We start from the raw sequence: 12691 nt of genomic DNA, 5'->3' as shown, positions 1-12691 counted from the left end.
CGTCCGATACGCGCGTAAGCACGACGGAAAGGACGATGCCGATTCAACCAGATGGACGGCACAGTACCTGCTCCGGAACACGCTGTGCCGCAGGGTCGGTTCTGGAGCCCCACAAACGCTTTTGGTGGCAGATAGCCTAGATCCACTCATGTACGTGCGGGACGCGAAAAACAGGGAGGAGGTCTGGCTGCTCGATCACATCGAGTCGATGGGGCTCGACGACACGGCGTTCCGCTCTCGTGACTACGTCGTCGCGATCGACGAAGTGTCCGGCGAGAAGGCGGGCTTCGGACGGATCCGCGTCCACAAGGTCGACGCCGAACACGAGGACGAGCGCGCCGAAGTCTGTGAACTCACCAGCATCGGCGTCCTCGAGGGCTGGCGCGGCCAGGGCGTCGGTGCACACATCATCGAGCGCCTCGTCGAGTACGCCGGCGACGAGGGGTTCGACACCGTCTACTCGCTGACCGGCGAGAGCGCCTACCTCGCGCAGTTCGGCTTCCGACGGATCAACGAAAAACAGCTTCCGGAGCCGCTTCAGGAGCGGCTCTCGGAGAAGCGCGACCGAACCGATCCGGACGCGGTGCCACTCGAGGTAGAGATCGATCGGTTCCAGATGCCCAATCGGCTCCGGGAGGCGTTCAAGCAGGCCTCGGAGCAGCGTGAGGAAGACGGGACCGACGAGACGGCCGAGGACTTCGGGATCGATCCCGATACCGCGACCTACAAGTACGATACGGGCCGCTGAGGGCAGTCACAACGGCTTACGGCTGGCCCCCGGGATCGTGCGGCTGTCGGTCGAACCCGTGGCGGAACGCGATCCAGGCGACCGCAGTGATAAAGAGGATTGGGGGCACGATCGCGAACGCCCAGAGCGGATCCAGCCCCCACCGGAGCAGGATGACGAGGTTGAACAGGCCGACTGCGAGAAACGGAGCGACGTAGAGGGCTGCTCGGCGGCGATTGCGCGATCCCTCGCTCGTCGGCAGCGCCGTCTCCGAGTCCATGATCGGCCCCACGACGGCACGAAAGAAAAAGGCCGCGGCGATCCAATCGAGGGGTGATGGCCTCCGACGATCGATCCGGTGTGCGGTCAGCGGCCGACGACGACGACGGCACCGACGGCGTCCGCGTCTGGCTCGTCGAGCGTACCTACTCCGACGACGAACTCAATCTCGTCATCCTCGTTTACGCGACCGAGGACGGTCGCCGTTATCACCGCCGAGAGCGCGCGTTGACGAGTTTTACCGGGCCCGCCAGGGAGACGAAATCGAGCCTCGAGGTCTCGCCGGACGAACTGGGCACCGTCGACGATCCCGCTGAGCGGGACCGGTACGCCAACGAGGCCTCGAGGATGGCCGAGCGGTACGAGCCCGACGACGCCGTCTGAGCCGGGTTTTCGCTCACAGCCGGTGGGTATCGAATCCCACAGAATTGGTCGCGTACATTAACCTTGAAGCCCTCTCCGACCATCGGTAACTATAATGTTCGATTCCGAGGAACTCGAGGAGATCCGCGAGGGCCACGAGGAGTGGCACGAGGAGGAGGTCGAACCGGTGCTCGAGCGGTTCGGTGAGCGCAAGGAGACGTTCACGACCGACACGGGGGGCCAGGAGGTCGACCGCCTCTACACGCCGGCCGACGTCGACGACCTGGACTACCGGGAGGACCTCGGCTATCCCGGCGAGCCGCCGTACACGCGCGGCGTCTACTCGACGGGCTACCGCGGCCGGCTGTGGACGATGCGCCAGTACGCCGGCTTCTCGACCCCCGAGGACACCAACGAGCGCTACCACTACCTGCTCGATCAGGGCCAGACAGGGCTCTCGATGGCGTTCGACCTGCCGACGCAGATGGGGTACGACTCGGACGCCGCCATGGCGGCCGGCGAGGTGGGGAAAGCCGGCGTCGCGATCGACTCGCTCGCGGACATGGAGACCGTCTTCGACAGCATCCCCCTGGACGAGGTCTCGACCTCGATGACGATCAACGCGCCCGCCTCCGTGCTGCTCGCGATGTACATCGCGGTCGGCGACAAGCAGGGCGTCGACCGCGAGGAGCTACGGGGAACGATTCAGAACGACCTCCTGAAGGAGTACATCGCCCGCAACACCTACATCTACCCGCCCGGGCCCTCGATGCGGATCATCACGGACATCTTCGAGTTCTGCGCCGCCGAGACGCCGAAGTTCAACACGATTTCCATCTCTGGCTACCACATCCGCGAGGCCGGTTCCACCGCGGCCCAGGAGCTTGCGTTCACGCTCGGCAACGGCATCGAGTACGTCGAGGCAGCCATCGAGGCCGGACTGGACGTCGACGACTTTGCGCCCCAGCTGTCGTTCTTCTTCAACGGCCACAACAATATCTTCGAGGAGGTCGCCAAGTTCCGCGCGGCCCGTCGGATGTGGCACGACATCATGGAGGAGCGCTTCGACGCGGAGAACCCCAAGTCGAAACAGCTGAAGTTCCACACCCAGACCGCGGGCTCGATGCTCACCGCCCAGCAGATCGAGAACAACGTCGTCCGCGTGGCCTATCAGGCCCTCGCGGCGGTGCTCGGCGGAACCCAGAGTCTCCACACGAACGGGAAGGACGAGGCGCTCGCCCTGCCGACTGAGGAGTCCGTCCGGACCGCCCTGCGAACCCAGCAGATCCTCGCCCACGAATCCGGCGCGGCCGACACGATCGACCCACTCGCGGGCAGCTACTACGTCGAGTCCCTGACAGACGAGGTCGAGGAAGACGCCTACGAGATCATCGACGAGGTCGACGAGCGCGGCGGGATGCTCGAGGCCGTCGAGCAGCAGTGGGTCCAGCGACAGATCCAGGACACCGCCTTCGATCGCCAGAAGGAGATCGAAGAGAAAGAACGGATCATCGTCGGTGTCAACGAGTTCGAGGTCGACGAGGATCCCCAGATGGACGTCGAAGAGGTCACCGAGGAGGACGAACAGCGCCAGATCGATAGCCTCCAGTCGATTCGCGCGGAGCGCGACGACGAGGCCGTCGACGCGACGCTCGAGGCCCTTCGCGACGCTGCAGCGGGAGACGAGAACGTCATGCCGTACATCGTCGACGCGGTGAAGGCGTACGCGACGGTCGGCGAGATCTGTGACGTGATGCGCGACGAGTTCGGCGAGTACCAGCCGGGAGCCGTCTGAAGACGGAGTACGAACGCATCGAGGGCGGCGGACGCACTGAGGGCGGCAAGAACACAAGCGGTCACCGCGAGATCGATCGCTCGACGAGGTGGACGGAGTCGTCGAGCGCCATCGTGAAGTCCCGTCTCGAGGGCCGTCGGCCCTCACGACACGTAAACAGTAGTTGGTACCACGGTTATTGGTAGCACGGTTTGTTTATTCAGTGGGTCACGTGAAACTCACGTTACGTGCACGGGAACGACGTCTCACTTCGGTCCGGCCCCCCCTCCTGCGGTGGCGCGCGCTGTCGACCAGCCGAACGCCAGTGAGGGCGGTCGACGACAGTGTGCGAGGGGCGAACGAGCGGAACGCGGCGTCCTCAGAAGTGTGGTACACTTCTGATGGGCTGCGAGAATCGCTGTGCGATTCTCGAACGCTACGCGCCGCGGAGCGGCGAACGGCCAGCGGCCGTGAGCCCGGCAGCGAGTGAGTCGGCTGGGGAGGGTGTGGCCATCCCGTGTGTTCGTGCGAGCAGGACCTGTTCCCGGAGCGAGTACCCCGAAAGCCCCTGGCCCCTTTCAGTCCTACCCGATAGCGGCTGATCGGCACTACAGACTCAACGCCGGACGTTCTATGCGCATCTGTCGGTACCGAATCGACCAATTTAGTTTCAGGCCCGATTCTGAACGACGAAATCGCGCTACTATCGACTGTAAAGGAAAGGCGCCTGTAGAATCGCAGAGGTCGACCATCACTGCACAACGTGTACTCGAGTACTCGAGTACGGTTTCGTCGGCGCGTTCAGACTGCCGGGACCGGGGAAAAGACATCCGGGACGTCTCAACCGAATACTCAATAGCGACAGCGGCGAACGACCTTCCGTGCGTACCGATACCACAACCGAGACCGTAACCGCACAGGGGGTCGACGTTCCGGCGCTCGGCTTCGGCACCGCCCGGATGACCGGCGACGAGTGTCGCCGCGCGGTCGAGACCGCCCTCTCGGCCGGCTACCGACACGTCGACACCGCCCAGATGTACGACAACGAGGACGCGGTCGGCGACGCGCTCGAGGCGAGCGACGTTCCCCGTGAGGACGTCTTCGTCGTGACCAAGGTCAACACCAGCAACCTCGCGTACGACGACGTCCTCGAGTCGACCCGCGCGAGTCTCGACCGCCTCGGCGTCGACGCGGTCGACCTCCTGTTGATCCACGCGCCGCGAGATCACACGCCGCTCGAGGAGACGCTCGGCGCGATGAACGAACTACAGGAGGAGGGTGCTGTCGACCACATCGGCGTCAGCAACTTCTCGGTCGAGCAACTCGAGCGCGCCCGGGAGCGTTCGGAGACCCCGATCGTCACAAACCAGGTGAAGTACCACCCCTACCACCGGCAGGACGACCTCCTGTCGTACTGCGTCGACGAGGAGATCCTGCTGACCGCGTACAGTCCACTCGCGGAGGGTGCCGTGGTCGGCGACGAGCGCCTCGAAGAGATCGGCGACCGTTACGACAAATCCGCCGCCCAGGTGGCCCTGCGGTGGCTGGTCCAGCAGCCGTCCGTTGCCGCGATTCCGAAGGCCGCGAGTCGCGAGCACATCGAGGCGAACGCGGACGTCTTCGACTTCGAACTCTCGGCCGCCGAGATGCGGACGGTGTTCGAACTGACCGAACGGAGCCTCGCGTCGAAAATCGCGAACAGAATCGGACTGACGAAGTGAGGGACGCCTCGGGACGAGATTTTTTGTTGTCCCTACGACATCTGGACAGAGAACTTATCCGGATCACGAGGCACGATACTGGTATGGACGACCGCGGGGGGTCTGCTAAGGAGGCGTTCTGGGGTGAAGAGGACGAAACAGAGGCGCTGAAACGATATCGAACGCTGGTGAACACGGTCGACGACGGAATTTTTCAACTCGACGCCGAAGGCCGGTTCGTCGCGGTCAACGATGTCGTCCTCGAGACGACGGGATACGCGCGCGACGACCTTCTCGGCGAGCACGTCTCGATCATCGTCGACGAGGAGCAGGCAGAGCAACTGGGGCGCGAAGTCCGAAGACGGCTCGAAACCGGCGTGGACGACGACACCACGTTCGACCTCGCAATCGAGACCGCAGACGGCGACACCGTTCCCTGTGAGTTGCGGTTCAGCCTCCTCGAGACCGACGGCGAGTTCGAGGGAACCGTCGGCGTCGTTCGAGACGTCGACGACCGTGATCGCAGTCACGATGCGTTCACGTCGATCTGGGAGAGCTACAAGTCGATCTCCGCCGTCATCGACGAAGCCGAGGTCGGCGTGTTCATCCTCGACGAGACGTTCGACGTCGTGTGGATCGACAAAACCATCGAAGAGTACTTCGGCGTGGATCGAACCGAGATCATCGGTCGAAACAAACGCGCGGTCATCGAGGACACGATTCGAGACCGCCTCGCCGATCCAGACAAATTCGCGGATACCCTCTCGGCGACCTACGACGACAACACGTATATCGAACAGTTCGAGTGTCGAATCACACCCGGTCCCGATCGAGCGGAGCGCTGGCTCGAACACCGGAGCAAACCCATCGAGTTCGGCCAGTACGGCGGCGGTCGCGTCGAACTGTACTACGATATAACCGACCAGAAGGCGTCGGAACAGGCCCAACAGGCGAGCGAACAGCGGTTTCAGTCGCTGGTCGATGCGGTCGAAGAGTACGCGATATTCATGCTCGACCCCGACGGGCAGGTCGTCAGCTGGAACGAAGGGGCTGCACAGATCAAGGGCTACGATTCGGCGGAGATCCTCGGGGAGCACTTTTCGGTTTTTTACACCGACGACGATCGGGCGAACGGCATTCCCGAGCGGAATCTCACGCAGGCGAGAGAACGCGGCTCCTTCGAGGACGAAGGCTGGCGCGTCCGCTCCGACGGCTCGGAGTTCTGGGCGAACGTGACGATTACGGCCATCCGGGACGAGGGCGAGCTACAGGGGTACGCGAAGGTCACTCGAGACATGACCGATCGGCGGGCGCGGGAGCAGCAACTCCAGCGCGAACGCGACCTGACCGAGCAGATTCTGGAGACGAGCCCGGTCGGCATCGCAGTCGTAAACCCGGACGGGTCGACCAGCCGGGCAAACGAACGGATGACGGAACTGCTCGGAATTCCGTCGGCTGAGGCCCTGGAGTACACTTCGGGCCAGCGGGACATGTTCGACGCGAGCGGCAACCTGCTCCCGATCGAGGAACGGCCCGCGGCCCAGGTCTTCGAGACAGGTGAGCCCCTGTACGATCGAGAACTGGTAGTCGATCCGCCGGACCACCAGCAGACGTGGCTGTCGATAAACGCGACGCCGATCACCGACGACGGTGGAGAGCCCGAGCAGGTCGTCGTGACCGCGACGGACATCACCGAACTGAAAGAGCTGGCACAGCGCCACAAACAGGAGCTAGAGGAGCGCGAGAAGGAGCTCACCGCCGTCCAGCTCGCCACGAGCTTGCTCGAGACCGGCGACCAGCCGGTCGACGAGTTGCTCCAGGAGTTCGTCGCGGAACTCCCACGATCCTTCCGGTATCCGGAGCGGACCGCCGCACGCGTCTCGATCGGCGAGCACGAGGCAACCACCGACGCGTACGAGCCCCTCGAGCGGAAGATCACCACCCACACCAGTACGGCGAACGGCACGCCGATCAGAATCGACGTCGTCTACCTCGAGGAGCCGCCGGAGAACGAGACGGAGACGTTTGTCGACGAAGAGCGGGAGCTGATCGGCACGCTCGCGACGCTCGTGAAGTTTCATTTCGAACGACGGGAGTACATCGACGAGCTACAGGCCGAGACCCGACGCCTCGAGCAGTTCGCCTACGCCGCCAGCCACGACTTACAGGAGCCGCTGCGGATGGTCTCGAGCTACCTCCAGCTCCTCGAGCGACGGTACGACGACGCACTCGACGAGGACGGCGAGGAGTTCCTCGAGTTCGCCCTCGACGGCGCCGAGCGAATGCGGGCGATGATCGACGGGCTGCTCGCGTACTCCCGGGTCAAGACGCAAGGCGATCCGTTCGAGCCGGTCGATCTCGAGGTGGTCCTCGACGACGTCGTCTCGGATCTCGAGATGCGGATCGCGGAGAGCAACGCCGAGATCACTGCCGAGGATCTCCCGTCCGTCTCGGGAGACGCCAGCCAGCTCCGGCAGGTGTTCCAGAACCTGCTGAGCAACGCGATCGACTACAGCGATGACGTCCCGCGAATTCACGTCTCGGCCGAACGACGGGGGCCGGAGTGGGTCGTTTCCGTTCGCGACGAGGGAATCGGTATCGAGCCCGACGAGCAAGACCGTATCTTCGAGATGTTCAAGCGCCTCCACAGCCGCGACGAACACGGCGGAACCGGCATCGGACTCGCACTCTGTGAACGCATCGTCGAGCGCCACGACGGCGACATCTGGGTCGACTCCGAGCCCGGCGAAGGATCGACGTTCTCGGTTACGCTTCCGGCCGTGGACGAAGACGGGGAGTGAGCCCGGCTGAGCGGGCCGTTCGATCACGCGTCCGAATCTCGATTTCGCGTTCGAATACCCGCGCCGCGACGTACGTGTCGCGGGATTGTCCGAACAGTAACACTCTCACCGCAGTAGCTCGAACTCCTTCCTCGATGCACTTCGACCACGCAGGGATCGCGACCGACGACGCACGGAGTCTCGCGGAACTGTACGCGGACCTCTTCGGCCTCGAGATCGCACACGAGGAGGAGTTCGACGGGATGCGTGTGGTCTTTCTCGACTGCGACAACGGCTACTTCGAGTTACTCGAGCCGCTCGAGGACGGAACGATCTCGCGCTACCTGGAGAACGACGGCCCGGGGATCCACCACCTCGCGCTCGCGACCGACGATATCGAGGCCGCACTCGAGACCGTCCGAGAGCACGGCGTCGAACTCGTCGACGAGGAGCCGCGACCCGGGGCGTGGGGCCACACCGTCGCGTTCCTGCACCCGAGGGACACCGGCGGCATCCTGATCGAGTTCGTCGAACACTGATCGTTGCCGCCCGTCCGATAGCGTGACCTATCGGTCGGCGGCCACGACGTCGACCGTCTCCTCACTTCGGTCGTAGACGACTTCGACGCGGTCGGGCTGGTGACCGTCGAGGTCGAGCCTGGCCTCGTACTCGACGACACCCAGACACTGGACGCAGATCGCCTCCTCCTGGCGGCCGACCTCGATCCAGACCTCGAGCGTGTCGCAGTCCGAGTCGGCCACCACCGGCACGAGTTCGAGTTCGTGACACGGCGTCGGCGTTCTGATCAGCCCTTCGACGATCACTCCCTCGTCCGTGAACCGGATCGTCGCCTCGTCTTCCTCGTCGCTGGCACAGCGCTGGTCGCGGCGCTCGAGCGGGTGCTCGTCGCACTCCAACTCGCCGGCAAATCGGCGGATCGGGGCACGTTCGACCCCACAACCCCCGAGCGTGGCGATTCCGCCGAACCCGCTGGCCGTGCAGGCGAGTAGCTCGCGCCGCCTCATACTAGATCTCGCCACCTCGCAGCATAAACTCCTTTGCCGCGAGTTCCGTTTCGCGGTCGGATTACCGGAGCCGGCGAGCCAGTCTGAGGAGCAGCGAGACGGCCGTTCCGATGCCGGGGATGCGCGACGAGAGCGCCGCGGCCGCGAGCAGCAGTAGGCCGCTCTTCGGTCGGCCTCGAGCGAACGCGATCGCCGCGTCGATCACCGTCGAGACGATGCTGAGCTTGTTTATAGACGATCCGTCGGTGCCCGAACTGGTGGCGTGGATGGTCATCATCTCTCGTCCAAATAGAGGGACTCGACGATCAAATAGCACGTCCTTGCTTGGTCCACCAGGAATCTCTCTGGGTGCGGATATCGGTGGCGAGTGGGCGTGTAGGAGGCGAAGAGACTCGGCGCCGTCACCGGTCCACGTCGGCACTCCTATAACTGTCCAACGCTGCGTTGCGTGTAGATGAGTGATCTAGCAGCGACCGTCGGGTTCCTGGTCGACGGCGACCGTTCACCGGAGCAGCACGCGGCACTCGAGTGGTGTGCCGAGGCTGGGATCGACGCGGATACTGTCTCACTCGCCACCGTCGCGACGGACGGCACCGTCCCGTCGGGGTACGATGCCCTCTGGTGGCACCGCGCCGAACCGGTCGCGGACGCCGCTGCACTGCCGGACGCAAGCGAGCCGATCAGGACGTACGTCGAGGAGGGTGGCGGGCTGTTGCTCACCCTGCGGGCGCTCGAGGCCGTCCCGACGCTCGATATCGACCCCGTCGGCCCCGACGTCTCGTCGCTCGAAGAGCCGACGACGACGACCGGTCTCCTCTGGAAGTCCCTCTACGACGATCATCCCGCCGTCGACGGACTGGAGGGGCTTCGCATTCGGACGCGAGCGCCGGAGGGAGTGCAGCCGTCGACGCGGTACGAGCGCGTGCTTCCGGAGCGCGGGACCGTCCTCGCGAGTACCCTCCACGAGGACCGTGAGGCTCCCCACGAAGTTGCGCTGGTCGGCTGGCGAGTTGGAACGGGCGACGTCGCCGGCCTCGGAACCGGGATCCAGTTCGACGGGCCGGCATCCGACGCGGCCGCGCAAAACCGAACGCGCCTGCTGTCGAATCTCCTCGCGGTCCTCGGCGACGGCGAGCGACGACTCCTCGAGCGAGAACCGAGGTCGGTCGAATCGCTGAGGTCGAACCGGGAGAAACTCGTCGGCGATCATCACCGGCCGCAGTATCACCTCTCGCCGCCCGGAGACTGGCTCAACGATCCGAACGGCCTGATCAAGTGGAACGGGACCTACCACGCGTTCTACCAGTACAACCCCGGCGGACCGTACCACGGGACGATCCACTGGGGCCACGCGGTGAGCGACGACCTGGTGACCTGGGAGGATCGACCGATCGCGCTGACGCCCTCGCCGGACGGCCCGGACCGGGACGGCTGCTGGTCCGGCTGTGCGATGGCGGTCGACGGGACGCCGACGATCATGTACACGGGCGGTCGCGACGACGTACAACTGCCCTGTCTGGGGACCGCGACCGACGACGACCTGAACGGCTGGGAGAAGTCTGCGGAGAACCCGGTCATCAACACGATTCCCGTCGAGCCGCCGCTGCGATCGACCGAACACTGGCGAGCGGAGTTTCGCGACCACAACATCTGGTACCAGGACGGCACCTGGCACCACCTCATCGGCTCCGGCGTCGAGGACGGCGGCGGAACCGCGCTGTTGTACACGGCGGACGACGACATGACGAACTGGACCTACCACGGTCCGATCCTGGTCGGCGACCCCGACCGCGACGGCGAGATGTGGGAGTGTCCGGAACTGCTCGACCTGGGCGAGAAACAGCTCCTCCACATCTCGAACTACGAGGAGGTTCGGTACTACCTCGGCGAGTACGAAGACGGCTCGTTCGACGTCGAGCGAGACGGCCTCCTCGATCACGGCGTCTACTACGCCCCGCAGTCGCTTCGCGACGACGACGACCGCTGGCTTACGTGGGGCTGGGTGAAACCGGACAGGAGTCCCGCGGCCCAGTGGGACGCCGGCTGGTCCGGTACCCTGTCACTCCCCCGGCAGGTGGATCTCGACACTGACGGGAAGCTTCGACAGCGGCCCGCGCCCGAACTGACCGAACTCCGGGAATCGCACGCGTACGGCGGCGAGGCGGTGCTCGAGGACGAACGCCAACGGCTGCCGGTCGACAGCCGCTCGTTCGAACTCCGGGCCGAGATCCAACTCGACGACGCGTCCGAGTTCGGACTCACGGTCCGCGAGTCGCCGGACAGCGAGGAGGAGACGCTGATCCGGTACACGAGAGAAAGCGACGTCGTCGTCGATCGATCGGCGTCGACGACCGATCCGCGGGCGTCGGATACGCCCGTTTCGATGCCCGTCACGCCGGTCGACGGCGCGCTCTCGCTTCGCGTCTTCGTCGACGGCTCGGTCGTCGAACTCTTCGCGAACGAGCGCCACTGCCTCACGACCCGGATCTTCCCGACGCGCGAGGACAGCGACGGCATCTCGATCTACGCGGCCGACGGGACGGCCGTCGTCGACGAACTCGACGTCTGGCAGATGGGATCAGCCTGGCCGACGGCACAGGCGGAAGCAGAACGGACGGTTCAGCAGTAAGCGCGACGAACGGGATTCGAATTCGGATTCGGTTTTAGTACTCGCCGTCGCCACCCTCGTCTCGACGGTGCGACGAGAGCAGCGGCGGAAGATCCTCGGCCGGAAGCGGCAGGTGACCGTGCTCGAGCGCGCCGAGCACGCGACTCTCGGTGCCGTCGAGGGCCAGCCGAACCGTCGGAGCCAGCGTGCCGCCGAACCGCCGCTGCTGTTCGTTCGGCGGCAGGTGGGCCACATCGTCCAGCGAGAGGCCGCGCAGATCGTAGTAGTTGAAGAAGCTACTGACGAGGAGCTCCTCGCGGTGTGGGTAGGCGAGCCAGGAGTAGGTCTGGAACGGGGCGCTCGCCGGGTTCGTGAGGACGAGTCCGGACTCGTTCAGCGGCTCGTACTCTCCTCGCAGTGAGTCGGCGACGAAGCCGTAGAGCGCGTCGTACCCCTCGAGTCCCGCCGCGAAGGTGTGCTCGTGACTCGAGAGGAACAGGTAGTACTGGTCGTCGCGGACGACGACGTGCGGGCGCTCGAGTTCCTGGTTCGTGCCGACGCCCTCGAGGATCGGCGACTGGATTTCCCACTCCGTCGGGTCGCCAGAGGGCGAGACGGCGATACCGACGCTGCCGTTGAACTCGAGGTGTTCCGGTTCGGCGTCGAATCGCTCCTCGAGTGCGGGGTCGGGAATCGGCGTGTTTGCCTCGAACAGCAGACAGGTCTCGCCGGTCTGGGGATCCTCGAAGAACCACGGGTCGCGGAAGGTGTAGATCATTCCGCGGGACTGGTCTTCCTGCTCGTACATCGTCCCGTCCGGACGCAACAGGACCTCGTGATCGAACGGGCCCGAGATCGAGAGCCCGTTCTCGTCCGTCTCGACGGTTCCGCCAGAACCGACCGCGATCCGCTGCGTGTAGGTCAGTTCGGTCTCGTCGCGCGTGCCGGCGGCGGTGTAGTAGACGTAGAGCTGACCATCGGCGTCGTAGAGCGCCGATCCCGCCCACTGGCGCGAGCCGAGTGCGCCGCCGTCGCCGGACTGCGTCCGGCTGCTCGCGGTGCGTTGCTCTGCGCCGTCCTCGAAGACCGGTCCGCCGCAGGTCCACTCGCGGCCGTCCCGGGAGTAGAAGTAGCGAATCGTCGCCACGTCGTGGCGCTTCCCGGGGAGGAGTTCGCTCGAGGCCGTCAGCGAGAAGATGACGCGGTAGCCGTCGATTTCGGCGATCGAACCGTCGCGATTCCGGAGAAACCAGGTGTCCCAGATGTGTAGATCGGGGTCGACGTCGTTCTCCGGCGGGTAGACGACTGGCGCGATCGTCTCGTCGCTTCGCCTGATCGCCGCCGCCTGCGATCGCGTCCACTGCGAGATCGGACGCTCGTCGGGGTCGGACTGTGACTCGTTCAGCATGCACTCACATCCGCTGGTATACTGAAA

Annotated in this window: 11 protein-coding genes; 7 read left to right on the top strand and 4 right to left on the bottom strand. The window is 65.0% G+C overall.

Annotated features, from left to right (window positions below; genetic code table 11):
• Nucleotides 1–148: 148 nt before the first annotated feature.
• Entirely contained in the window at nucleotides 149–748 is a 600-nt protein-coding gene (locus CV102_RS09570; protein WP_148857773.1) for a GNAT family N-acetyltransferase, read from the top strand.
• Between the two features lie 16 nt (nucleotides 749–764).
• On the opposite strand, the gene CV102_RS09565 is transcribed toward CV102_RS09570, so the two are convergent.
• Entirely contained in the window at nucleotides 765–1007 is a 243-nt protein-coding gene (locus tag CV102_RS09565; protein ID WP_148857772.1) for a hypothetical protein, read from the bottom strand.
• 56 nt (nucleotides 1008–1063) lie between these two features.
• Here CV102_RS09565 and CV102_RS09560 point away from each other — a divergent pair, with 56 nt between their 5' ends.
• From CV102_RS09560 to mce, 5 genes are all read left to right on the top strand, one after another.
• Complete coding sequence (locus CV102_RS09560) at nucleotides 1064–1390, top strand: hypothetical protein (RefSeq protein WP_148857771.1); 327 nt, start codon at nucleotides 1064–1066, stop codon at nucleotides 1388–1390.
• Between the two features lie 94 nt (nucleotides 1391–1484).
• Nucleotides 1485–3164: an acyl-CoA mutase large subunit family protein gene (locus CV102_RS09555; protein ID WP_148857770.1), complete on the top strand. Its 1680-nt coding sequence runs from the start codon at nucleotides 1485–1487 to the stop codon at nucleotides 3162–3164.
• An 860-nt stretch (nucleotides 3165–4024) separates the two neighbouring features.
• Complete coding sequence (locus CV102_RS09550) at nucleotides 4025–4864, top strand: aldo/keto reductase (protein ID WP_148857769.1); 840 nt, start codon at nucleotides 4025–4027, stop codon at nucleotides 4862–4864.
• Nucleotides 4865–4947: 83 nt separating this feature from the next.
• Nucleotides 4948–7644, top strand: a complete 2697-nt coding sequence (locus tag CV102_RS09545; RefSeq protein ID WP_148857768.1) for a PAS domain S-box protein — start codon at nucleotides 4948–4950, stop codon at nucleotides 7642–7644.
• A 134-nt stretch (nucleotides 7645–7778) separates the two neighbouring features.
• A complete protein-coding gene (mce, locus tag CV102_RS09540; RefSeq protein WP_148857767.1) occupies nucleotides 7779–8162 on the top strand; it encodes a methylmalonyl-CoA epimerase in 384 nt (127 codons plus the stop codon).
• A 27-nt stretch (nucleotides 8163–8189) separates the two neighbouring features.
• Here the strand turns inward: mce and CV102_RS09535 are convergent, their stop codons facing one another.
• Together CV102_RS09535 and CV102_RS09530 are read right to left on the bottom strand one after the other, a co-directional pair.
• Complete coding sequence (locus CV102_RS09535; RefSeq protein ID WP_148857766.1) at nucleotides 8190–8648, bottom strand: hypothetical protein; 459 nt, start codon at nucleotides 8646–8648, stop codon at nucleotides 8190–8192.
• 61 nt (nucleotides 8649–8709) lie between these two features.
• Nucleotides 8710–8922, bottom strand: a complete 213-nt coding sequence (locus CV102_RS09530; protein WP_148857765.1) for a hypothetical protein — start codon at nucleotides 8920–8922, stop codon at nucleotides 8710–8712.
• A 180-nt stretch (nucleotides 8923–9102) separates the two neighbouring features.
• Between CV102_RS09530 and CV102_RS09525 the strand changes: the two genes are divergently transcribed.
• On the top strand, nucleotides 9103–11277 hold the full coding sequence (locus CV102_RS09525; RefSeq protein WP_148857764.1) for a GH32 C-terminal domain-containing protein: 2175 nt from the start codon (nucleotides 9103–9105) through the stop codon (nucleotides 11275–11277).
• A gap of 34 nt (nucleotides 11278–11311) precedes the next feature.
• Here the strand turns inward: CV102_RS09525 and CV102_RS09520 are convergent, their stop codons facing one another.
• The gene (locus CV102_RS09520; protein ID WP_148857763.1) at nucleotides 11312–12664 is read right to left on the bottom strand and encodes a glycoside hydrolase family 68 protein; all 1353 of its coding nucleotides are present in this window, start codon (nucleotides 12662–12664) and stop codon (nucleotides 11312–11314) included.
• Nucleotides 12665–12691: the final 27 nt, after the last annotated feature.

The sequence above is a fragment of the Natronococcus pandeyae genome (genome assembly GCF_008122205.1).
GTDB classification, from domain to species: domain Archaea; phylum Halobacteriota; class Halobacteria; order Halobacteriales; family Natrialbaceae; genus Natronococcus; species Natronococcus pandeyae.
The sequence above is the reverse complement of the archived record's forward strand: the minus strand, read 5'-3'. Positions and strand labels throughout refer to the sequence as shown.